We start from the raw sequence: 22,553 nt of genomic DNA, 5'->3' as shown, positions 1-22,553 counted from the left end.
GGCGAAGGAAACGCCCTTAAAGCGGCTGTCCTGCCAGAAGTTTCGGACTGCTTTCACCCGCCAGACCCGCGGCTTGATCGATGAAATAAGACTTCAAAGCTGGCAGTCGGTCGACAAGCCCCAGGCCCAGATCACGCACAACGCGGATTGGCGTGCTGTCATTCGAGAAAAGGCGGTTGAGCACATCTGTCGTTATGCCCATGCGTAGCGTATCGAACCGGCGCCATGCCTGATAACGCTCCAGAACATTCAGCGAGCCGATGTCGAGGCCCAGCCGATCTGCTTCAACGATCGTTTCGGCCAGTGCTGCTACATCCTTATAACCAAGGTTCAGGCCTTGGCCTGAGATTGGATGAATGCCGTGGGCAGCATCGCCCGCCAGCGCAAAGCGTGGTGCGACGAAAGCCCTCGCAAGTGTCAGGCCAAGCGGAAACGCCCGACGAGGACCAACCGCACGGACAGAACCAAGCTTGTGGCCAAAGCGGCGCTCAAGTTCTTCATCAAACAGGAAGTCATCGGATGCCACCAACTTGTCGGCATCGGCGCGACGTTCAGTCCACACCAGCGATGAGCGATTGCCCTTAAGCGGCAGTACAGCAAATGGTCCGGACGGCAGGAAATGTTCTTCAGCCACACCATTATGGGGGCGCTCGTGTTCTACCGTTGTGACGATGCCGGATTGATCATAGTCCCAACGAACCGTCTTGATACCGGCCATATCGCGCAGAGAGGATCGAACGCCGTCACAGGCGATCAACAATCTGGCCTCGAGAACATTGCCATCGGACAGGCTGATGCTGGTGCTCTGGGCACCGGTAACAAAACCGGACACTGTGAGACCGTGGCGAATGGTAATACCGAGACGATCACAAAGGCCTCTCAAGGCGCCGACGATCGCAACATTGGGAATCATATGCGCGAAGGGGCGTCCCTCTTCTACTTCGCCATCAAAGGTCAGGAATACCGGGCGAACCGGATCTGTCGTCTTGGAGTCCGTCACGATCATCTTGCGGATAGGCTCAGCCTCCGGCTCGATCTCGCTCCAGATGCCGAACACGTCGAGCATACGGGTTGCCGCTGAAATAATCGCCGAGGCACGCATATCCTTTTTCCACACATCCTGCGGTGCCGCCTCGACGATCTCGACCTGCATATGTGGAGCCGCCTGCTTGATGGCGACAGCAACGGCAAGTCCGACATATCCGCCCCCGGCAATCACCACATCCAGCATAATCAAACTCCTGCATTCTTGAGAATATTGCCCCGGCACTATAGACCATGGAAATCCATCTTCCTACAGCAGGAGCAAAGCTGAATGACGATTGATTCCGATCCGACGGAAAAATCCGCCATGCACAAACTGGTTGAGACACTCGATCTGGAAAAGCTCGAGGAGAACCTGTTTCGTGGCACAAGCCCGCAAATTGGCTGGCAACGGGTTTTCGGCGGACAGGTCATCGCTCAGGCTCTGGTGGCTGCACATCGCACCGTCGATGCAGATCGGTTCATCCATTCACTGCATGCCTATTTCATGCGACCTGGTGATCCCTCGGTGCCGATTATCTATCAGGTTGAACGCATCAGGAACGGCTCCAGCTTCAATACCCGCCGTGTCGTCGCCATCCAGCACGGCGAACCGATCTTCTCGATGTCGGCATCGTTCCAGATCGAGGAAGAAGGTTACGACCACCAAATGCCGGCACCAAAGGTTCCAGCACCGGAATCGCTTCTAAGCGAAACCCAATTGCAAGAAGCCTTCTTGGCAAAAGCGCCGCCGATGATCCGCAAATACTGGCAGAACAAACGGCCGATCGAGATAAAGCCGGTATCGCTGGCTCATTACATCTCCAACGAGAAGCTAGCGCCCAATCAGGATGTCTGGGTGCGCGCCGTTGGCGACGTGCCCGATGACCGCTGTTTCCAGGCAGCAATTCTCGCCTACCTTTCGGATATGACGCTGCTCGACACCTCGCTTTATGCGCATGGCACAACGATTTTTGATCCCAGTATCCAGGTTGCCAGCCTTGACCACGCCATGTGGTTCCACCGTCCATGCAAGCTGGATGATTGGCTGCTTTATTCGCAGGACAGTCCAAGTGCATCCGGAGCGAGAGGTCTTACCCGCGGCAGTATCATGACGCGAGATGGTGTGCTGATTGCATCGGTTACACAGGAAGGTTTGATTCGGAAAAGAGCAAATGATTAAATTTTGCGCTTAAATTTCAAACTGCATAATTATTGCGCGATTATTGTGCAAACAAATGCCTCCAAAACAGACTGCAAGAATATAGCTTTTACTTTTCAATAACTTATTCCCCATCCTCAAAACTGGCACGCGCCTTGAATGTATAGCTGCAGTCGCTGTTCAGTGCGCCGCCAGCGGCAAGGAGAGTCGGCTCCGTGCCGAGGAAAAACAAAGGATGGGAAACCTGATGAAAATTGTGATGGCCATTATCAAGCCGTTCAAGCTGGACGAAGTGCGCGAAGCACTCACTGCTGTCGGTATCCAAGGCCTGACCGTAACCGAGGTCAAGGGTTACGGTCGCCAGAAGGGACACACGGAAATCTACCGTGGCACGGAATACGCCGTGAGCTTCCTTCCGAAGCTGAAAATTGAAATCGCCGTTCCTTCGGATGTGGTTGAAAAGGCTGTCGAGGCCATCGCATCCGCCGCCAAGACCGGCCAGATCGGTGACGGCAAGATTTTTGTCTACTCGATCGAGCAGGCAGTTCGCATCCGCACCGGCGAAACCAACACTGAAGCGTTGTAATCGGCTGATCAGGGAGTTTTATACAATGTCGTTTTCAAGAATTTCTACCTCTCTCGGTCGGCTGGGCGCCGGCACGGCGGCCCTTTTGGCCCCTGCCTTTGCTTTCGCGCAGGAAGCAGCCGCTCCTGCCGCTGAAGCAGCAGCCGCTGCACCGACAATCGACTCCGGCGACACCGCATGGATGCTGACGTCGACCGTTCTCGTTCTTTTCATGATCCTACCGGGCCTCGCTCTGTTCTACGGCGGCCTCGTCCGCTCCAAGAATATGCTGTCGGTGCTCATGCAGTGCCTCGTGGTTTCCGCAGCAATCATGATCGTCTGGGTATTCTACGGTTACAGCCTTGCCTTCTCCAACGGTGGCGGCCTCAACACCTTCATCGGCGGTTTCGAAAAGCTCTTCCTGTCCGGCGTTACCTCTGAAAGCGTCAGCGGCAGCATTCCGGAATACGTCTTCATCTCGTTCCAGCTGACCTTCGCTTGCATCACGCCAGCGCTGATCGTTGGTGCATTTGCAGAGCGTATCAAGTTCTCTGCCGTGATCCTGTTCTGCATTCTGTGGGTTACCTTCGTGTACTTCCCGGTTGCTCACATGGTCTGGTCGGGCGACGGCGCCCTGATGTGGGACTGGGGTGCACTTGACTTCGCAGGTGGCACGGTTGTTCACATCAATGCTGGTGTTGCTGGCCTTATCGGCGCAATCCTGGTCGGCAAGCGCACAGGCTTCGGCAAGGACATGATGGCTCCTCACTCGATGACCCTGACCATGGTCGGCGCTTCGATGCTGTGGGTTGGCTGGTTCGGCTTCAACGCCGGTTCCGCCGCTGCTGCCAACGGCGTTGCAGGTCTCGCCATGATCAACACGCTCACTGCAACAGCAGGTGCAATCGTTGCATGGTGCGTCATTGAAAGCTTCGCCCGTGGCAAAGCTTCGATGCTCGGCGCTGCTTCCGGCGTTATCGCTGGCCTCGTTGCCGTTACTCCGGCCGCTGGCGCGGTTGGCCCGATCGGCGCGATCTTCCTCGGCGCAATTGCCTCGGCATTCTGCTACTTCTTCGTGTCTGTCGTGAAGAACAAGTTCGGTTACGACGATACGGCTGACGTATTCGGCGTACACGGCGTTGGTGGTATCGTAGGCGCTATCGGCACCGGCATCTTCGCAAGCACTTCTCTGGGTGGCGTAGGCTACGCAGAAGGCGTGACCATGGGCGCTCAGGTCTGGGTACAGATCAAGTCTGTTATCCTCACCATCGTATGGTGCGGTATCGGCTCCTTCGTCCTCTACAAGCTCGTTGATCTCATTGTTGGTCTGCGTGTACCGGTTGAAGCAGAACGCGAAGGTCTTGACCTCGCATCGCACGGCGAAGCTGCTTACCACAACTAAGACACTTAAGCTGGTGCGAGGTTACGGCCTCGCATCTCGCAAACTTTCGAACCGCCCTCCGGGGCGGTTTTTTTATGCCGCGATTTGCACCGCACGCGTGGCCAAAGAAAAACCCCGGCTCATCACCGGGGTTTTATCAATTCCGCTTTGTAACAGCAGATGATCAGAAACGATCATCCTCTTCATCATCGTCGTTCTTGGAAGACTTGAGTGATGCCAGTTTCGCAAATACGGCGTCAGCGTCGATTTCTTTTTCTTCTTCGCGCTGGTAGTTGAAGTCTAGGCCTTCGGTCTGGGCAGCTGGCTGCAGCGTTGCATCCAGCTCTTCAGCTGTCGGCAGCGGACGACCGCGTGATGCGCGTTCTACTTCCAGGTCCAGATCGATCTGGCTGCAGAGGCCGAGCGTCACCGGGTCCATTGGTGTGAGGTTCGCAGAGTTCCAGTGCGTACGATCACGAATCTGCTCAATCGTCGACTTGGTTGTACCGACGAGACGCGAAATCTGCGCGTCTTTCAGTTCTGCGTGGTTACGCACCAGCCACAGAATAGCGTTCGGGCGGTCCTGACGCTTGGAAACTGGCGTGTAACGTGGGCCACGACGCTTGGATTCCGGTACACGAACCTTAGGCTCGGAAAGCTTCAGCTTATGGTTCGGGTTGCCTTCACCACGAACAATTTCATCACGCGACAACTGACCTGTAGCAATAGGGTCGAGGCCCTTGATGCCTTGTGCCGCTTCGCCGTCGGCAATCGCTTTAACCTCAAGCGGATGCAACTTGCAGAATGTCGCGATCTGATCGAACGACAGTGCAGTGTTGTCAACCAGCCATACGGCGGTTGCCTTTGGCATAAGCAGTGTTTGAGCCATAGATACAGTCCTTCTGTCCGTCCGCTCCGGTGTCGCGGTCCGTGGATATTAACCACCAATTTCCGGGATATGTCTGCTCTATAAACGTATTGTATCGAAATTGCAATTCTTTGGGACACAAATGACCTTTGTCTAATTGCCGTGCGAGCGCGAAGTGTTATGAATTGAACACATATCGGAGGTGGGAGTCTCTGAACCGAAATTGACGTAATGCTTTTAGGAGGAGTTCATGTCAGCCAAAGTCTATCCAGTGTTGAAAACGGCGAAAACCCGGACACTGATTGATAATGACCGTTACCAGAAGTGGTATCAGGAAAGCGTCGAAGATCCTGAAAAGTTCTGGGACAAACACGGTCGCCGCATCGACTGGTTCAAGCCATATACCAAAGTCAAAAACACCTCATTTAAAGGCAAGGTGCCTATCAAATGGTACGAGGACGGTCTGACCAACGTTTCCTATAACTGTATTGACCGTCACCTGAAGACGCATGGCGAACGCACCGCCATCATCTGGGAAGGTGACAACCCTTATATCGACAAGAAGATCACCTATAACCAGCTGTACGAGCAGGTGTGCCGTCTGGCCAACGTTCTAAAGAAGCAGGGTGTAAAAAAGGGTGACCGCGTTACCATCTACATGCCGATGATCCCGGAAGCGGCATACGCCATGCTCGCCTGCGCGCGTATCGGCGCAATTCACTCGGTGGTGTTTGGCGGGTTTTCTCCCGAAGCACTTGCAGGCCGTATCGTTGACTGCGAATCGACTTTTGTTATCACTTGCGACGAAGGTGTTCGTGGCGGCAAACCTATTCCACTGAAGGAAAACACCGACACCGCGATCGACATTGCCGCCAAGCAATATGTCATGGTCAATAAGGTGCTGGTTGTGCGCCGTACCGGCGGCAAAACCGGTTGGGCACCTGGTCGCGACTTCTGGTACCATCAGGAAATTGCGAGCGTGAAGCCGCATTGTGAACCGGTCAAGATGCGTGCGGAAGACCCGCTATTTATTCTTTACACTTCCGGCTCCACCGGCAAGCCAAAGGGCGTGCTGCACACGACAGGCGGTTATCTCGTCTACACATCGATGACGCATGAATATGTGTTCGATTACAAGGACGGCGATATCTACTGGTGTACGGCCGACGTCGGCTGGGTGACAGGCCACTCCTATATTGTCTACGGACCACTCGCCAATTGCGCGACTACGCTGATGTTTGAAGGCGTGCCGAACTTCCCGGATCAGGGTCGTTTCTGGGAAGTCATCGACAAACACAAAGTCAATATTTTCTACACCGCACCAACCGCACTTCGTTCGTTGATGGGCGCTGGCGATCACTTCGTGAAACGCTCCTCCCGCTCCAGCCTGCGGCTGCTCGGCTCGGTCGGAGAACCGATCAACCCAGAGGCATGGGAATGGTATTACCACGTGGTTGGTGAGGACCAGAGCCCGATTGTCGACACATGGTGGCAGACTGAAACCGGGGGTATTCTGATTTCACCACTGCCGGGTGCGACGGATCTCAAGCCCGGATCGGCAACCCGTCCGTTCTTTGGTGTCCAGCCACAGTTGGTGGATGCGGAAGGCAATGTGCTCGAAGGGCCGGCCGACGGCAATCTGTGCATCACAGACAGCTGGCCAGGGCAGGCACGAACGGTTTACGGCGACCATAACCGTTTCGTGGAAACCTACTTCTCCACCTACAAAGGCAAGTATTTCACCGGCGATGGCTGCCGACGTGACGAAGATGGTTATTACTGGATAACCGGACGTGTCGATGACGTGTTGAACGTCTCTGGCCACCGTCTCGGCACGGCGGAGGTCGAATCTGCGCTGGTCTCGCACCATCAAGTGTCGGAAGCAGCGGTGGTCGGTTATCCGCATTCCATCAAGGGACAGGGCATCTATTGTTACGTGACATTGATGGCTGGTCAGGTCGGCGACGACGCATTGCGCGCCGAACTGGTCAAGCATGTCCGTAATGAAATCGGCCCGGTTGCCACCCCGGACAAGATCCAGTTTTCTCCAGGCCTGCCGAAAACCCGTTCCGGCAAGATCATGCGCCGTATCCTGCGCAAGATTGCCGAGGATGATTTCGGGTCTCTGGGCGACACATCGACCCTTGCCGATCCGGCTGTCGTTGAAGATCTCATCGCCAACCGTCAGAACAAGGCAGTGGCAGCGTAAGCAAAAAACAAAGCAACAAAAAACCCGGCTACCGCTAGGCAGCCGGGTTTTTTAGTCGAAAATGACGGCCTTATTCGCCGCGAATTTTCTTCAGTTCGGCCAAAGCGGCGTCGACAACGTCTGCACCGATGGCTGCCTTGTGCTTTTCATAAACAACAGCCGACTTCTCACGAATACGGGCCTGCTCTTCTGGCGAAAGCGTGTTTACCTGCAGGCCTGCTTCCTTGATCTTCTCCAGAGATTTCTGGTTCAGTTCGCGGATAACCTTACGTTCTACGTCACGGCCAACGATGGCGCACTCGCGAAGAGCTGCCTGTTCTTCAGCTGTGTAGCTGTCGAAGATTGGCTTGGAGAAGAGGAACAGGAACGGCGTGTAAGCGTGGTTCGTTTCTGTAACAAACTTCTGAACTTCGTAGAACTTCGACGTATCGATAGTCACGTAGGGGTTTTCCTGCGCGTCGATAGCGTGTGTTTCCAGAGCGGAAAACACTTCACCAAAAGCCATTGGTGTCGCGTTGGCGCCAAGGTTCTGGAACGTGTCAAGGAAGATGTTGTTCTGCATCACGCGCACTTTCATGCCCGAGAAGTCTTCCCACTTGTTAACGGCCTGCTTGGAGTTGGAAAGGTTACGGAAACCGTTTTCCCAGTAAGCAAGGTTTACGAGGCCCTGCTCTTCCAGCTTCTTGTTCAGCATGTCGCCGAATTCGCCGTCCATCAGGGCGTCAGCTTCCTTCGTATTGCCAACGAGGAATGGCAGGTCGAATACGCCGAGAGCCGGAATAAGGCCAACAAGTGGAGACGAAGACGTTACAACGGCTTCCTGAACGCCGGAACGCAGTGCTTGCGTAGCTTGCAAGTCGCCGCCGAGAGCGCCACCCCAGAATGCAGTCAACTTCAGCTTGCTGCCGGTCTTGTCGTTAAGGCAAGCCTGCATGGCTTCGATACCATTGCCAACCGGGTGGTCCTGGTTGATGCCGTTCGAAACGCGGATGTTGCGATCATTGAATTCCGCGAACGCTGGCGCTGCAGCGCCAACTGCGAAAGCAAATGCGGTGGTGGTCAGAAGAAGTTTTCTCATAATATCCTCCCTTGGACGGTTAGCGAGAAAGCAGGTTGACGATTAGCGAAGGTATTTCAACGGCACCAATACGATATCGGGGAACAGAACCAGAAGGAACAGGACCGCGATCTGGGCAAGGAGGAACGGCACAACACCGACCGTTACCTTACCGAGTGGAACACGACCGATGCCACTGACGACGTTCAGAACGACGCCGACTGGTGGCGTGATAAGGCCAATACATGTGTTCATGATAAACAACACACCGAAGTACACCGGATTGATACCCGCCTTCATGATGATTGGCATCAAGACAGGTGTCAGGATCAGAATCGTTGGCGTCAAATCGAGGGCAGTCCCGACGATCAGAACGAGCACCATGATGGCAAACATCAATAGCATCGGACGGTCGATCAGCGGCTCAATGAAACCGACGATTTCGTTCGGGATATTCGCAGCAGTGATCAGCCATGCGGAAACAAGAGCGGCGCAAACCAGGAACATGATGATCGACGTGCTTTTTGCAGCGCGCAAGAAAACATGGCCGAGGTCGGAAGGCTTCAGTTCTCGGTAAATGAAGACGCCGACAAACAAGGCGTACGCAGCGGCGACAACCGCAGCTTCGGTTGGCGTCATGATACCAGCCTTGATACCACCGAGAATGATGACTGGCATACCGAGAGCCCAACCGGCTCTAAACGTCGCCTGAAGACGCTCTTTTCCGCTGGTTTTCGGCAAAGGCTGAATATTATCCTTACGAACCACGAACAACCATGTACCAACCAGCGACAACCCCATCAAAATACCAGGAACGATGCCAGCCATGAACAACTGGGTGATCGAAACGTTGGCAGCAACACCAAAGACGATAAATGCCATGGAGGGCGGGATAACCGGCGCGATGATACCACCAGCGGCAATCAGGCCAGCAGAACGGGGAACGTTATAACCTGCCTTCGCCATCATCGGAATGAGGATAGCAGCCAGAGCTGCGGTATCAGCAGCAGCCGATCCAGAAATACTCGCCATGATAACTGCAGCAACAATGGCCACGATACCAAGACCGCCACGAATGTGACCGACAAGTGCAATTGCGAAATCGATGATACGGCGCGACAGACCACCGGAGTTCATCAACTCACCAGCGAGAATGAAGAACGGAATGGCAAGCAGAGTAAATGTATCTGCACCCTGAATCATGTTCTGGGCAATAATCTGCGTGTTGAACATGCCCATATAGGCCATGAGCACAACACCGCAGAACATCAAAGAGAATGCAACCGGAACCCCGATCGCCATGGCTCCGAGCAGGGAGCCAACAAAAACGAGAAGTGTCATGTATCAGCGCTCCGAAAGCTGTTCGATTGTCAGGTTTTCACCTGCAAAAGCGGCGATTTCTTCTTCGGTGACCCGACCGGTCAGCAACCGGAACAATCGCTCGAGAGCAATCAGGAAGAGACCTGCTCCTGTGAACAGGCCGACGCCATAAACCCAGATCATCGACAGGCCGGTGACCGGCGCATGCATACTGGCGTTGATGCCTGACTGCTTCCAAGTTCCCCAGAAGAAGATCGCAGAACAGCCAAGAATGACGAGGTTCGACAAAATCATGCAGAACACGCGCTTGCCGCGCGAAAGGAACATGACCAACGTTTCGATACCCATGTGACTATTTTCACGGAAGGTCAAAACGGCACCGATGAAGGTCAGCCAGACGAAGAAGTAGCGCGACATTTCTTCCGATATGTTGATACCGGAGTTCATGGTGTAACGCATGACGACATTCACAAAAACCATGATCGCCATGCCAGCAAGCAGAGCAACCAGAATGATCTCGAGAAGCCGGTAAAAAAGGTTGATCGCCTTTTGCATTTTCCCTCCCTGAGAAAACATGAGCAGACGTCGAAAGGTCCAGGATGCTTTCAAAAACGCACTGCTACTAAACTGAGAATGAGAAAAACGGGTGTTCGCTGGAACACCCGAAGTCCTTAAAGAAGGCCACGCCCGGCCAGATTGCGCATCAACGCCACGGTACCGAATGTCCATTCCGGGCAATCGGAAGTCGAGGCAACCCGGTTGATGAGCTTGCCAAGCTTCGGGCTGGAGATTTCTACCCGGTCACCCTTTGCATGGGTGAAACCAAGGCCTGGGCCATGACGATCCTTGACCGGAGCAAACATGGTGCCGAGGAAGAAGACCGCACCATCAGGATACTGGTGATCACGGTTGAGAAGCTGAGAAACCAGATTTTCAGGTGTGCGGCTGATCGCTTCCATTGGGCTGACGCCCGTCATGGTGAAGCCGTCTTCACCTTCAACAACCAGAGAAATCTGTGACTTCTTGACATCTTCAAGCGTAAACTTGCCGTCGAACAGTCGGATAAACGGACCAATCGAGCAGGACGCGTTGTTGTCTTTCGCCTTGCTGAGCAGAAGGGCTGAACGACCTTCAAAGTCACGCAAGTTGACGTCATTCCCCAAAGCAACACCGACGATACGACCGTCGGACGTTACCGCCAGAACCACTTCCGGCTCGGGGTTATTCCACTGCGACTTCGGATGCACACCGATCAGCGCACCGCAGCCAACGGAGGACATGGGCTGAGCCTTGGAGAAGATTTCAGCGTCCGGGCCAATACCGACCTCGAGATACTGCGACCACAGACCCATATCCTGAAGAAGGGCCTTAACCTCGGCGGCCTTGGGAGAACCAGCTTCGAGACCCTTAAGATTGTCACCTAGCACAGGTGCCAGACGGCCACGGATTTCCTGCGCACGCAGTGGATCGCCCTTGGCCTGCTCCTCGATGACACGTTCCAGCATACTGTCGGCGAAGGTGACGCCAGCTGCCTTGACGGCCTGAAGGTCGTTCGGAGCAAGAAGCTCACCGGAAACGCCATCGAGGAAAGATTGTAAATCGCCCAACGCCGGAAAGGCGGAGACATCTGCCAGCAATTCGACAAGATTCTTCTTTTCGAGAACCTCGGACATGACAGGCGCGATTTTGGTAATATCGTGCAGGGTGCCGTCTTTCAGAACGACAGGGCAAGGGCCATTGGCAGCCTTAGACCAGACGCGACCGACCAGTACGGCAGTTGCAGCATCTTCAGGCAAAATCATATCTGTCGTGATCGACAAACGGTCAGTCATATTGTTCTCCTCCCACCCAGGCAATTCCAGCGGCCGCACTCCAAGCAGTCGTATTGTCTGGATGTCTGACAAGCTTTGACGATCTTCATAGTATGACTTTTGAGCCGAGTCCAGCGCATCGCCCAGAAAATGTCGTAAGCCTTAATTTTTATTGTGCGTCGCGTTATTGCACTTGCAACAAAAGCTGTCGACAGTTTCTGACGATTATCAGGCCCAAAAGTCAAACCGGTCTGACAAGATATTGAAAAAATTCAACTGTCAGAACACGTCGAGATCGATGTTTAGCCGCTTGGCAGCACCCATAATATGTTTACGCATCGCGTCACGTGCCATCACGACATCTCGCGATGCAATAGCTTCACGCAAAATCACATGCTCATTGATGGTGACCTCAAGGATCTCTCCATACACGGCGCGTGAAAATGCAGTGTTAATCGCCAGGCTGATACGCTGGGCGATAAAGCCCAGAAAAATCAGAAAATATTCATTACCCGTCGCTTCGGCCATGGCGCGGTGAAAGTCGAGGTCGGCTTCAACGCCGTCCTTCGACCACTCAATGGCATTACGCATGCCGTAAATCGCCTTGTCGAATTTTTCCAGATGTTCGGGCTTGTGATGAAGGGCCGCAAGTCCGGCCGCATCGATTTCCAGCGACATGCGAAGCTGCATCAGATCACGGAAGTTTTCGGGATCATTAAGCGCAGATTGCTCGATGCGCACCGAAAGCCTTTGCCGTGGATCGGTCACGAAGGCACCGACACCCTGACGGGTCTCGACAAAACCTTCATTGCGCAGCTGGGCAATTGCTTCACGGATCACTGAACGGCTGACACCAAAGGTCTTCGCCAGAATGTGCTCGGTCGGCAATCTGTCGCCCGGCCCCAATTTTGATTCGGTGATCTCGCGCGTGATTTCGGCGGCAATTCTGCCGGGCAAATGTTCATTGCGATGAATCTGGTTGAATTCGAGCGACATGCGGCCTCCCAGCCCTTACAGCTTCGTACCCTTTGCGAGGGTCGACGATTGAACGGAAAGGCAAGCCGAGCCTGCCGTCATATTTGCTCAAGAGCGGCCCGTGAGAGCCGCTCTCGAATTCCTCCGAGCATTAGCTATCCGCTTGCAGGGTGATCTGGCAACCGGGATTCATACGAAACTCCGGATCGAACGCCTTTTTCAAGTTCATGATCATGTTCCGCTGAACTTCAGGCAGACGTGCCTCAAAATCGCTGCGCTTCAAGCGACCGATGCCATGCTCGGCACTGATGCTGCCGACGTAACGGTCAAGAACCTCGTTCACCAGCACCTTCGACTTGTAGATGTAGGCATCGCGCTCTTCGCGGCTGGAGCCATCCGGCGGCAGAACGTTGAGGTGAACGTTGCCGTCACCGACATGGCCGTAAGATACAGCAAGGCATTCCGGCAACTTTGCGTGCAGTTCGGCTTCTGCCTCAGCGACAAATTCAGCGAGCTTGGAAAGCGGCACCGAGATATCGGTACGCATATGCGCACCGCGCAGCGCCTGACCTTCATTCATGCCTTCCCGGAACAGCCACAGCGACTGCGCCTGTGCACGCGACGACGCAATAACGCCGTCCAACACCAGACCATCTTCCATCACACCTTCCAGGAAACGGCCCATCAGGTCAGCCGTATCCACCAGACCGGAACCGGAAATTTCCATCAGCACATAGGCTGGATAGTCGCCCGCGATCGGCATTTTGAGATCCGGAATGGCTTCGATTGCCAGTGTGAAGGCAACAGGCGGCATGAACTCGAAGGCCGACATCAAGTCACAGCATTCGCGGCGCGCACGACGGTAAAGCTTGATGGCATCATCCAGCGAGTTGAGGCCAAGAAGAGCTGTCTCGACATGTTCCGGGTTCGGATAAAGCTTGACCGAAACCGCAGTGATAATGCCAAGCGTACCTTCTGCACCGATGAACAGTTGCTTGAGGTCAACACCACGGTTGTCCTTGCGCAGGGTCGAAAGGCCGTTCCAGATCGTTCCGTCCGGCAGCACAACCTCAAGACCAAGCACCAGTTCACGTGTCATACCGTAACGCAGGACGTTGATACCGCCGGCATTGGTGGAGACATTGCCGCCCATACGGCAACTGCCCTGCGCACCAAGCGACAGCGGGAAGAACATGCCTTGTTCGGCAACGGCATCCTTGAATTCAGACAGGATGCAGCCGGCTTCAACGACAGCCGAAAAATCATCCGCATCAATGGCGCGAATAGCATTCATACGTTCAAGGCTGATAACGACCTGGCGGCCAGGATCATCAGGCGTGCCACCGAGAACCAGACCTGTATTGCCGCCCTGCGGGATGATTGCCAGACCTAGCTCGGCACAAGCGCGAACGGCTGCCGATACGTCTTCCGTCGAACGGGGCCGGATCACGGCAACCGCAGAGCTTTTCACGTCGCCATGCCAATCGCTGCAATAACGCTGCATGTCTTCCTGCGCCGTCAAAAGCAAACCTTCGCCCAGCACCGCCTTGAGCTTCTCGCGCAGGCTTTCAGTCCCGCTAACCGCATCGGCCATGTTATACCCTCTATAATGACTGTTCCTGCCCACGCATCAGATGCGGCGATCGCCGTGTCGTTTTTGGCTGTGCGTGAAAAATACTATTTTCAAACCGACCATATAAGGTTATCAGACAACCCTACAAGATATTTTCTCACGATACAGCAATCAAAGTGTTTCAAGCCAGGGATTAGGTTAAGGCTGGAACACGCAAAGGGAGGCATTAATGCATATTGCAATTATCGGCGCGGCAGGCATGGTTGGCCGCAAACTCACTGAACGCCTTGTTCGTGATGGCGCTCTGGATGGCAAGACCATCGAAAAGTTCACTCTGCTCGACGTCATTCAGCCTGAGAAGCCAGCCGGTTTCGACGGCGCAGTCGAGACCCGCGCCGCCGATCTCTCGGCGTCAGGCGAAGCTGAAAAGCTGGTTGAAAGCCGTCCGGACGTGATTTTCCACCTCGCTGCCATCGTGTCGGGCGAAGCAGAGCTGGACTTTGACAAGGGTTACCGCATCAACCTTGATGGCACCCGTTATCTCTTTGATGCCATTCGCATTGCCAACGGCAAGGATGGCTACAAGCCACGCGTCGTCTTCACGTCTTCGATTGCGGTATTTGGCGCACCACTGCCTTATCCGATCCCCGACGAATTCCACACCACACCGCTGACAAGCTACGGCACCCAAAAGGCAATTTGCGAACTTCTGCTGTCCGATTACAGCCGTCGCGGTTTCTTTGAAGGTATCGGCATTCGTCTGCCAACCATCTGCATTCGCCCCGGCAAGCCAAACGCCGCAGCATCGGGTTTCTTCTCCAACATCCTGCGCGAGCCACTGGTTGGTCAGGAAGCAGTCTTGCCAGTTCCAGAAAGCGTTCGCCACTGGCACGCTTCGCCGCGCTCTGCCGTCGGCTTCCTGATCCATGGCGCGACCATCGACGTTGCAAAGGTTGGTCCACGCCGCAACATCTCCATGCCCGGCCTCAGCGCCACGGTTGGCGAACAGATCGAAGCACTGCGCAAGGTTGCCGGTGAAAAGGCTGTTGGCCTCATCCGTCGCGAACCGAACGAAATGATCATGCGCATGTGCGACGGCTGGGCACCCGGCTTTGAAGCAAAGCGCGCACGCGAACTCGGCTTCACCGCTGAAAACTCCTTCGAAGAGATCATTCGCGCCCATATCGACGACGAACTCGGTGGAAACATCTGATGAGCAACGTGGGAGGGAAAGCAACAATCGCGTTTATCGGCACCGGCCTTATGGGCGGGCCGATGGCTCATAACCTGTTGAAGAACGGGTTTACCGTGCGTGTCTGGAACCGCAGCGTTGAAAAGGCTGAGGCGCTTGTCGCTCACGGTGCTGTATTGGCTCCCTCCCCGGCAGAGGCTGCCACGGGTGCGGACATTGTCATCACCATGCTCAGCGACGGCCAAGCCGTTGGTGAAGTGCTGTTCGAAAAGGGTGTCGCAGCCGCCTTGAACAAGGGCGCCATCATTATCGACAGCAGCTCGATTGCACCACCAATTGCCCGCGAACATGCCGGCAAACTCGCGGAGATGGGATTGTCTCACGTCGACGCTCCGGTATCCGGTGGCGTTCCCGGCGCAACGGCGGGTACGCTGGCCATTATGGCCGGCGGCGACGAAAAAATCGTTGCCAGCCTGGCAGAAGTTTTTGCTGCCATGGGCCGTGTGACTTATGTTGGTCCTTCCGGTGCAGGCCAACTTTGCAAACTCGCCAACCAGCAGATTGTTGCCGTAACGATTGGCGCTGTGGCGGAAGCGATGATGCTGGTGGAAGCCGGTGGCGCATCCCGCGAAGGTTTCCGCAATGCGATCCGTGGCGGTTTTGCCGAAAGCCGCATTCTGGAATTGCATGGCGAGCGTATGGTGAAGCGTAATTTCGTGCCCGGCGGTCCTTCCAAATTCCAGCTCAAGGACCTCAATGGCGTCATGGCCATGGCGGAACAACTGTCGCTTGATTTGCCGCTGACGGCACAGGTTCGGCAGGAATTTGCCGATTTTGTCAATGACGGCGGTGCCGATATCGATCATAGCGGTCTGCTGATCCACCTTGAAAAACTGAACAACCGCCAGAAGGACTGAGCTGCGCCATGGCCCAAGAGATTACCGGAAAACGCCGCTTGCGTTCGCAGGACTGGTTTGACAACCCCGATCACATCGACATGGCAGCGCTCTATCTAGAGCGTTTCATGAACTACGGCGTGACGCCGGAAGAACTGCGGTCCGGCAAGCCGGTCATCGGCATTGCCCAGAGCGGCAGCGACCTCACCCCATGCAACCGCGTCCATGTTGAGTTGGTCAAGCGCGTGCGCGACGGCATTCGTGATGCTGGTGGCATTCCAATCGAATTCCCCACCCATCCGATCTTCGAAAACTGCAAACGCCCGACAGCAGCCCTCGACCGTAACCTTGCCTATCTTGGTCTGGTCGAAATTCTCTACGGTTACCCGCTGGATGGCGTCGTTCTGACCACCGGCTGCGACAAGACTACGCCATCTGCGCTAATGGCAGCCAGCACGGTCGACATTCCGGCCATCGTGCTGTCCGGTGGCCCAATGCTAGACGGATATCATGACGGTGATCTGGTTGGTTCCGGCACGGTGATTTGGCGTATGCGCCGCAAATACGGTGCAGGTGAAATCACCCGCGAAGAGTTCCTCGAGGCCGCGCTGGAATCGGCACCGTCGGTCGGCCACTGCAACACCATGGGCACAGCATCAACCATGAACGCCATGGCTGAAGCGCTCGGCATGTCGCTAACCGGCTGCGGGGCCATTCCTGCCGCCTACCGCGAGCGGGGCCAGATGGCTTACCGTACCGGCAGACGCGCCGTTGAACTGGTCATCGAAGACATCAAGCCATCGGACATCCTGACCCGCGAATCCTTCCTCAATGCCGTTCGCGTCAACTCCGCCATTGGTGGTTCCACTAATGCACAGCCGCACCTTGCTGCCATGGCGCAGCATGCCGGTGTCGAGTTGAAGGAAGAGGACTGGCAGGTTCACGGTTACGACATTCCACTGCTGGCCAACGTACAGCCTGCCGGCAAATGGCTGGGTGAAAAATACCACCGCGCAGGCGGCACGCCGGCGATCATGTGGGAACTGCTGCAAGCCGGAAAACTGGATGGCAGCTGTCGCACCGTTACCGGCAAGACGATGGCGGAAAACCTGTCAGGCCGCGAAGCCACCGACCGTGACGTTATTCTGCCCTATGATGCGCCGTTGAAAGAGCGTGCTGGTTTCCTTGTTCTGAAGGGCAATCTGTTCAATTTCGCCATCATGAAAACCAGCGTTATCTCCGACGAGTTCCGCCAACGTTATCTGAGCGAGCCGGGCAATGAAGGGGTTTTCGAAGGAAAATGCGTGGTATTCGACGGCTCTGAAGACTATCACGCCCGCATCAACGATCCTTCGCTGGATATCGATGAACGCACAATCCTGGTTATTCGGGGCGCTGGTCCGCTCGGTTGGCCGGGCTCTGCCGAAGTGGTCAACATGCAGCCACCGGATGCACTGTTGAAGCGGGGTATCACCAGCCTGCCGACCATTGGCGACGGACGTCAGTCCGGCACCGCCGACAGCCCTTCCATTCTCAACGCATCACCTGAAAGTGCGGCGGGTGGCGGATTGGCTTGGTTGCGTTCTGGAGACATTATCCGCATCGACTTTAACCACGGAGAATGCAATATGCTCGTCCCGGACGAGGAGATTGCCCGCCGAAAGGCTGATGGTATCCCTCCGGTTCCGGCAGATGCCACGCCGTGGCAGCGCATCTATCGAAAGTCGGTTACCCAGCTTTCGGATGGTGCAATTCTGGAAGGTGCAGCAGATTTTCGTCGGATCGCCGAGAAAATGCCGCGGCACAATCATTGACCGCAAGGTCCGAGCATGAACAGGGAGCATGTTTTTAAATGACCATCTATCAAAATCTTATTGCCGGTGAGTGGACTGGAACCAACAGTTCGCAGAACATCAATCCATCTGACACCAACGAAGTTGTTGGCCTTTACGCGCAGGCTTCTTCTGAAGATGCCCAGTCTGCTATCGCAGCGGCAAAGGCAGCATTCCCTGCATGGTCGCGTTCCGGCATTCTGGAGCGTCACAGCATTCTGAAGAAGACTGCGGACGAAATCCTTGCTCGCAAGGAAGAACTTGGCGCGCTTTTGGCTCGCGAAGAAGGCAAGGTTTTGGCTGAAGGTATCGGCGAAACCATCCGCGCTGCGCAGATTTTTGATTTCTTTGCTGGCGAAGCACTGCGTCTGGCCGGCGAGGTTCTTCCGTCCGCACGTCCGAACATCGGTGTTGAAATCACACGCGAACCGCTCGGCGTTATCGGCATCATCACACCGTGGAACTTCCCGATCGCCATTCCGGCCTGGAAGATTGCGCCTGCACTGTGCTACGGCAACACCATCGTCTTCAAGCCTGCCGACCTGGTTCCAGGTTGCGCGTGGGCCATCGTCGACATCCTGCATCGTGCAGGTCTGCCGAAGGGCGTTCTGAACCTCGTTATGGGCCGTGGCTCGGTTGTTGGTCAGGCCATGCTCGACAGCAAGGACCTTGCCGGCATCACCTTCACCGGTTCGACAGGCACTGGCCAGCGCGTTGCAGCGTCTTCACTGCCGTTCAACCGTAAATTCCAGCTTGAAATGGGTGGCAAGAACCCGTTCGTCGTTCTCGACGACGCTGATCTCGGCGTTGCCGTTGAAGCTGCTGCAAACTCCGGCTTCTACTCCACCGGCCAGCGTTGCACGGCATCTTCGCGCATCATCGTAACCGAAGGCATCCACGACAAGTTCGTGGCCGCCCTGACCGAACGTCTTGCCAAGATCAACGTTGGCAACGCGCTCGACAAGGACACCCATGTTGGTCCGGTTGTTGATGAAAAGCAGCTCAAGCAGGACACCGATTACATTGAAATCGGCAAGAAGGAAGGCGCAAAGCTGGCCTTCGGTGGCGAAGTGCTCAAGCGCGACACCCCCGGCTTCTTCCTGCAGCCTGCACTGTTCACCGAAGCGACCAACGACATGCGTATTTCGCAGGAGGAAATCTTCGGACCGGTTGCTGCAGTTATCCGCGTCAAGAACTACGACGAAGCGCTGGCTGTTGCCAACGACACGCCGTTTGGTCTGGCATCCGGGATCGCCACCACCAGCCTGAAGCACGCCACCCACTTCAAGCGCAATGCTGAAGCTGGTATGGTCATGGTCAACCTGCCAACCGCAGGCGTGGACTTCCACGTTCCGTTCGGTGGACGCAAGGCATCGTCCTTTGGTCCTCGCGAACAGGGCAAGTACGCTTCGGAATTCTTCACCACTGTGAAGACCGCTTACACTCTGGCCTGATCCGCCAACGAATTATGAGACAAGACGATCCCCGGCCAAGCGCCGGGGATTTTCGTTTGGCCACCTGAAACGCATCATCCTTTTGCGGTTTGACTGGCCGCAAAACCGTCTTATGGTTTTGCCGACCTACCCCGTACCCCATCCCCGCCTGAAAGGATCTCTCGCATGACCAGTATTGCAATGATTGAAGCCGCACGTCAGCGTATTGGAGATCAGGCGCGCCGCACACCATTGCTCTCCTCACCCTTTCTAGATGAGATTGCCGGGCGAAAAATCCTTGTGAAGGCGGAATGTTTGCAGCGAACCGGCTCTTTCAAATTCCGCGGAGGATGGTCCGCCGTTTCAGCATTGGATCCGGATGTTCGAAGCCGCGGCGTTATTGCCTTTTCCTCTGGTAATCACGCGCAGGGTGTTGCTCATGCCGCAGCGCTGCATGGTGTACCCTCCGTCATCATCATGCCGGCAGATGCTCCGAAGATAAAAAGAAACAATACCAGAGCATTTGGCGCAGAAGTGGTACTGTTTGACCGTGCCAAGGATGATCGTGATGCGCTTGGCGCCCGTCTGGCCAGTGAGCGCCAACTGACGTTGATCAAACCCTTCGATGAACCTCAGGTCATTGCGGGCCAAGGCACCGTTGGTCTGGAAATCGCAGAACAGGCGGCAGAACTGGGCATTCAAAAAGCTGACGTCCTGATCCCTTGCGGTGGCGGTGGCCTGACCTCCGGCATTGCACTTGCATTGGAGGCCAAGGCGCCGGGCCTGACCGCCCGCCCCTGCGAACCCGAAGACTTCGATGACACGACCCGCTCTTTGAAAAGCGGTCAGATCGAAAGAAATGGCAGATTGGCCGGTTCACTCTGCGATGCCATCATCACACCGCAACCGGGCAACATCACCTTTCCAATCCTGAAAGCCCTGTGTGGTGAGGGAATCGTGGTTACTGAAGAAGAAGCTTTGCAAGCCATGGTCTTGGCATTCACACGTCTCAAAATCGTGCTGGAGCCCGGTGGTTCCGTGGCACTTGCCGCCGCACTTTTTCGCGGCAATGCACTTTCTGGTGACGAAGTTATTGTTGTCGCGTCAGGCGGCAATGTCGAGCCGGACGTCATGCGCGACGCACTCTCCCGGTACGCCTGATGGATCGGGCAGCCTTAAACTTTATGCCAAATGAGCCAGCGACGGAACCGACTGGGCCAAGCGGCGTTCTTTAGACGGAGACGAGGACAGGCTTTGCTCGATCAAGGCCAAAAACATCAGTATTTTTCCGAAGGGGCCGCATGGTTGAAAATTTATCTCTACACAATTGGTAGAGATAAGATTAATCTTTGTTAACAGTCGGCAAAGCCACAATGGAGGAAACCGCGATGACCTATATGAAGGCAGAGAAAGTCAAAACTTTTTCGACATCGTCTACACCCCGTAGCACTTGGAGCACCACGCTCAACAGTGCACTTGTCGGCGCAAGCTTCCTGTTTGTCGCAGCTGTGGTCTGCGGACTGTTCGCCTAATAGTTTTTTAAAAAAATCCTCCCATATAAAAAAGGCCGGTTGTTAAACTGGCCTTTTTATTGTCCGCAAAATCGCTTCACGCCTTGAGGTAATCCTCGACAAGTTCTGCCCAGAACGCGGTGCCAATTGGCAGGATGTCATCATTGAAGTCATATTTCGGGTGGTGAAGCGGCGGATCGTTTTCAGTGCGTGCACTGCCCAGGAAGAAATATGCACCCGGTCGCTTTTCCAGCATATAGGCAAAATCCTCAGCCCCCATGGAGGGGCGCGGCATCTCGGCTACATTGTCATCGCCGGCAAAACGCCGAGCCAGATCAAAAATATAATCCGTTTCAACCTTGTGATTGATGGTGGCGTTATAACCACGCTGATAGTCGATATCGACACTCATGCCGTAGCTTGCGGCCTGTCCTTCTGCGATCAGTCGAATGCGCTTTTCCAGCTCATCACGTACACCAGGATCGAAGGAACGAATGGTCAGCGACATCTGCGATGTCTCGGGAATGACGTTGCTGGCAACACCGGCATGGAACGCCCCAACCGTCACGACGGCCGGCAGCTGCGGATGAATGTTGCGCGACACGATGGTCTGCAACGCCATGATGATGCTTGCACCCGCCACGATCGGATCTGAAGCATCCTGGGGCTCGGCTCCATGCCCTCCATAACCCTTTACGGTGATGGTGCATTCATCGACAGCCGCCAGCAGCGGTCCTTCACGCAGGATAAAATTGCCAAAAGGTTGGCCGGGATCATTGTGCAGGCCAAATACCGCATCACAGGGGAATTTTTCGAACAGGCCGTCCTCAATCATGATACGGGCCCCGCCGAAATTTTCCTCGGCGGGCTGGAAAATCAGGTGCACTACGCCGTCGAAATTGCGGCGCTCGGCAATGATCTTGGCCGCGCCCAACAACATTGCCGTATGACCATCGTGTCCGCAGGCATGCATCACACCGGGATGCTCGCTCTTATACTCGGCACCGGTTTCCTCGTGAATCGGCAGCGCGTCAATATCCGCCCGAATACCGACAGAACGCGTGGAACTGCCATTGCGAAGAGTGGCGACAACACCTGTACCGGCCAGACCGCGCGTTACCTCATAGCCCAGAGCCACCAGCTGTTCCGCGACAAAATCCGAGGTCTTGAATTCCGAAAGCCCGATTTCAGGAAACCGGTGCAAATGCTGTCGCGTGGCAACCACGTCGGGCATGTGGTTTGCAAATTTTTGCGAAACGAAGAATTGGCGCGTCATGATCTGCTTCCGGTTTATTCAGTCTTACGAACATGTGCTTGGACAATCGAGATCCGACACACTGAAGGATGAAGCTTTAGCAGCATCCGGACAGGCTTGTAAGGCCTCCACATGGTCCGTGAATATCACCAAAGCAGCGGGGCAAAAATGACTTTGCGGCCCCGACTATGTTTTGTCATGCAAAGGGGCCAATGCCATTGAAATGATTCAACTCTTGCATCCAAACGCAACAGGTGGCATGGAACTGTAAATGGTCCGGTTTGGTCTTTTGCTACAGGCGGTTAAATGCCCTTACGAGTGAAATGATGATCACGAAGGTAAAACCGGAAAACCATGTTGGCTTGGGGGGAGTTCGCCAGATCGCACGCGATTGCTGGGGCAGTTTGTCCTGAAGAATGCGCTTGCCTCAAACGACTGATATTCAACGATTTCCGACACTGCGACCCAAAAATGCCACTATCATGGGAAA

At 55.1% G+C, this 22,553-nt stretch carries 19 protein-coding genes; 10 read left to right on the top strand and 9 right to left on the bottom strand.

All coding sequences use genetic code 11. The features are described 5' to 3' along the window. Positions 1-16: 16 nt before the first annotated feature. Positions 17-1,231 carry a ubiquinone biosynthesis hydroxylase gene (locus M2418_RS21735; protein WP_259149038.1) on the bottom strand — a complete coding sequence of 405 codons (1,215 nt, stop codon included), beginning with the start codon at positions 1,229-1,231 and terminating at the stop codon, positions 17-19. An 84-nt stretch (positions 1,232-1,315) separates the two neighbouring features. Between M2418_RS21735 and tesB the strand changes: the two genes are divergently transcribed. From tesB to M2418_RS21720, 3 genes are all read left to right on the top strand, one after another. Then, positions 1,316-2,206 carry an acyl-CoA thioesterase II gene (gene tesB, locus M2418_RS21730; RefSeq protein WP_259149037.1) on the top strand — a complete coding sequence of 297 codons (891 nt, stop codon included), beginning with the start codon at positions 1,316-1,318 and terminating at the stop codon, positions 2,204-2,206. A 214-nt stretch (positions 2,207-2,420) separates the two neighbouring features. Then, positions 2,421-2,771, top strand: coding sequence for a P-II family nitrogen regulator (locus M2418_RS21725; protein ID WP_192490490.1), 351 nt, complete (start codon positions 2,421-2,423; stop codon positions 2,769-2,771). A 25-nt stretch (positions 2,772-2,796) separates the two neighbouring features. Then, positions 2,797-4,152, top strand: coding sequence for an ammonium transporter (locus M2418_RS21720; protein ID WP_192490491.1), 1,356 nt, complete (start codon positions 2,797-2,799; stop codon positions 4,150-4,152). A 163-nt stretch (positions 4,153-4,315) separates the two neighbouring features. On the opposite strand, the gene M2418_RS21715 is transcribed toward M2418_RS21720, so the two are convergent. Beyond that, entirely contained in the window at positions 4,316-5,020 is a 705-nt protein-coding gene (locus tag M2418_RS21715) for a DUF1013 domain-containing protein (protein ID WP_192490492.1), read from the bottom strand. A gap of 229 nt (positions 5,021-5,249) precedes the next feature. On the opposite strand from M2418_RS21715, the gene acs reads away from it, so the two are divergent. Beyond that, positions 5,250-7,208 (top strand): acetate--CoA ligase, encoded by a 1,959-nt coding sequence (gene acs / locus M2418_RS21710; RefSeq protein WP_259149036.1) that lies wholly within the window; start codon positions 5,250-5,252, stop codon positions 7,206-7,208. A 70-nt stretch (positions 7,209-7,278) separates the two neighbouring features. Here the strand turns inward: acs and M2418_RS21705 are convergent, their stop codons facing one another. The 6 genes from M2418_RS21705 to M2418_RS21680 form a co-directional block, all read right to left on the bottom strand. Beyond that, positions 7,279-8,286: a TRAP transporter substrate-binding protein gene (locus M2418_RS21705; protein ID WP_259149035.1), complete on the bottom strand. Its 1,008-nt coding sequence runs from the start codon at positions 8,284-8,286 to the stop codon at positions 7,279-7,281. A gap of 42 nt (positions 8,287-8,328) precedes the next feature. Beyond that, positions 8,329-9,606, bottom strand: coding sequence for a TRAP transporter large permease (locus M2418_RS21700; protein ID WP_259149033.1), 1,278 nt, complete (start codon positions 9,604-9,606; stop codon positions 8,329-8,331). A gap of 3 nt (positions 9,607-9,609) precedes the next feature. Then, positions 9,610-10,140: a TRAP transporter small permease gene (locus tag M2418_RS21695; protein WP_259149032.1), complete on the bottom strand. Its 531-nt coding sequence runs from the start codon at positions 10,138-10,140 to the stop codon at positions 9,610-9,612. A 116-nt stretch (positions 10,141-10,256) separates the two neighbouring features. Continuing rightward, entirely contained in the window at positions 10,257-11,417 is a 1,161-nt protein-coding gene (locus M2418_RS21690; RefSeq protein WP_259149031.1) for a fumarylacetoacetate hydrolase family protein, read from the bottom strand. A gap of 258 nt (positions 11,418-11,675) precedes the next feature. Then, the gene (locus tag M2418_RS21685; protein ID WP_259149030.1) at positions 11,676-12,392 is read right to left on the bottom strand and encodes a FadR/GntR family transcriptional regulator; all 717 of its coding nucleotides are present in this window, start codon (positions 12,390-12,392) and stop codon (positions 11,676-11,678) included. Positions 12,393-12,522: 130 nt separating this feature from the next. Further along, positions 12,523-13,965 (bottom strand): FAD-binding oxidoreductase, encoded by a 1,443-nt coding sequence (locus M2418_RS21680; RefSeq protein WP_259149029.1) that lies wholly within the window; start codon positions 13,963-13,965, stop codon positions 12,523-12,525. Positions 13,966-14,173: 208 nt separating this feature from the next. Here M2418_RS21680 and denD point away from each other — a divergent pair, with 208 nt between their 5' ends. The 6 genes from denD to M2418_RS21650 all read left to right on the top strand — a co-directional run bounded on the left by denD (position 14,174) and on the right by M2418_RS21650 (position 20,829). Beyond that, on the top strand, positions 14,174-15,157 hold the full coding sequence (gene denD, locus M2418_RS21675) for a D-erythronate dehydrogenase (protein WP_259149028.1): 984 nt from the start codon (positions 14,174-14,176) through the stop codon (positions 15,155-15,157). Continuing rightward, complete coding sequence (locus tag M2418_RS21670) at positions 15,157-16,053, top strand: NAD(P)-dependent oxidoreductase (RefSeq protein WP_259149027.1); 897 nt, start codon at positions 15,157-15,159, stop codon at positions 16,051-16,053. Before denD ends, M2418_RS21670 begins: the two co-directional genes overlap by 1 nt. Before the next feature lie 8 nt (positions 16,054-16,061). After that, entirely contained in the window at positions 16,062-17,846 is a 1,785-nt protein-coding gene (locus M2418_RS21665) for an IlvD/Edd family dehydratase (protein WP_259149026.1), read from the top strand. 38 nt (positions 17,847-17,884) lie between these two features. Beyond that, on the top strand, positions 17,885-19,318 hold the full coding sequence (locus tag M2418_RS21660) for an aldehyde dehydrogenase family protein (protein WP_192490503.1): 1,434 nt from the start codon (positions 17,885-17,887) through the stop codon (positions 19,316-19,318). Positions 19,319-19,483: 165 nt separating this feature from the next. Further along, complete coding sequence (locus tag M2418_RS21655) at positions 19,484-20,458, top strand: threonine/serine dehydratase (RefSeq protein WP_259149025.1); 975 nt, start codon at positions 19,484-19,486, stop codon at positions 20,456-20,458. A 227-nt stretch (positions 20,459-20,685) separates the two neighbouring features. Beyond that, positions 20,686-20,829, top strand: coding sequence for a hypothetical protein (locus M2418_RS21650; protein ID WP_192490505.1), 144 nt, complete (start codon positions 20,686-20,688; stop codon positions 20,827-20,829). Between the two features lie 76 nt (positions 20,830-20,905). On the opposite strand, the gene M2418_RS21645 is transcribed toward M2418_RS21650, so the two are convergent. Further along, positions 20,906-22,084, bottom strand: a complete 1,179-nt coding sequence (locus M2418_RS21645) for a M20 aminoacylase family protein (RefSeq protein ID WP_259149024.1) — start codon at positions 22,082-22,084, stop codon at positions 20,906-20,908. Between the last annotated feature and the right edge of the window lie 469 nt (positions 22,085-22,553).

It is taken from the genome of Rhizobium sp. BIGb0125 (assembly GCF_024810055.1).
Taxonomy (GTDB): domain Bacteria; phylum Pseudomonadota; class Alphaproteobacteria; order Rhizobiales; family Rhizobiaceae; genus Agrobacterium.
This window is presented reverse-complemented; position numbering and strand designations above follow the sequence as displayed.

Excerpts from the sequence above, each read along its gene's own strand:
- M2418_RS21705 (WP_259149035.1), bottom strand. The coding sequence starts at position 8,286 with ATGAGAAAACTTCTTCTGACCACCACCGCATTTGCTTTCGCAGTTGGC.
- tesB (WP_259149037.1), top strand. The coding sequence starts at position 1,316 with ATGACGATTGATTCCGATCCGACGGAAAAATCCGCCATGCACAAACTG.
- M2418_RS21655 (WP_259149025.1), top strand. The coding sequence starts at position 19,484 with ATGACCAGTATTGCAATGATTGAAGCCGCACGTCAGCGTATTGGAGAT.
- M2418_RS21695 (WP_259149032.1), bottom strand. The coding sequence starts at position 10,140 with ATGCAAAAGGCGATCAACCTTTTTTACCGGCTTCTCGAGATCATTCTG.
- M2418_RS21645 (WP_259149024.1), bottom strand. The coding sequence starts at position 22,084 with ATGACGCGCCAATTCTTCGTTTCGCAAAAATTTGCAAACCACATGCCC.
- M2418_RS21725 (WP_192490490.1), top strand. The coding sequence starts at position 2,421 with ATGGGAAACCTGATGAAAATTGTGATGGCCATTATCAAGCCGTTCAAG.
- acs (WP_259149036.1), top strand. The coding sequence starts at position 5,250 with ATGTCAGCCAAAGTCTATCCAGTGTTGAAAACGGCGAAAACCCGGACA.
- M2418_RS21690 (WP_259149031.1), bottom strand. The coding sequence starts at position 11,417 with ATGACTGACCGTTTGTCGATCACGACAGATATGATTTTGCCTGAAGAT.
- M2418_RS21685 (WP_259149030.1), bottom strand. The coding sequence starts at position 12,392 with ATGTCGCTCGAATTCAACCAGATTCATCGCAATGAACATTTGCCCGGC.
- M2418_RS21650 (WP_192490505.1), top strand. The coding sequence starts at position 20,686 with ATGACCTATATGAAGGCAGAGAAAGTCAAAACTTTTTCGACATCGTCT.
- M2418_RS21735 (WP_259149038.1), bottom strand. The coding sequence starts at position 1,231 with ATGCTGGATGTGGTGATTGCCGGGGGCGGATATGTCGGACTTGCCGTT.
- M2418_RS21700 (WP_259149033.1), bottom strand. The coding sequence starts at position 9,606 with ATGACACTTCTCGTTTTTGTTGGCTCCCTGCTCGGAGCCATGGCGATC.
- M2418_RS21680 (WP_259149029.1), bottom strand. The coding sequence starts at position 13,965 with ATGGCCGATGCGGTTAGCGGGACTGAAAGCCTGCGCGAGAAGCTCAAG.
- M2418_RS21670 (WP_259149027.1), top strand. The coding sequence starts at position 15,157 with ATGAGCAACGTGGGAGGGAAAGCAACAATCGCGTTTATCGGCACCGGC.
- M2418_RS21665 (WP_259149026.1), top strand. The coding sequence starts at position 16,062 with ATGGCCCAAGAGATTACCGGAAAACGCCGCTTGCGTTCGCAGGACTGG.
- M2418_RS21720 (WP_192490491.1), top strand. The coding sequence starts at position 2,797 with ATGTCGTTTTCAAGAATTTCTACCTCTCTCGGTCGGCTGGGCGCCGGC.
- M2418_RS21715 (WP_192490492.1), bottom strand. The coding sequence starts at position 5,020 with ATGGCTCAAACACTGCTTATGCCAAAGGCAACCGCCGTATGGCTGGTT.
- M2418_RS21660 (WP_192490503.1), top strand. The coding sequence starts at position 17,885 with ATGACCATCTATCAAAATCTTATTGCCGGTGAGTGGACTGGAACCAAC.
- denD (WP_259149028.1), top strand. The coding sequence starts at position 14,174 with ATGCATATTGCAATTATCGGCGCGGCAGGCATGGTTGGCCGCAAACTC.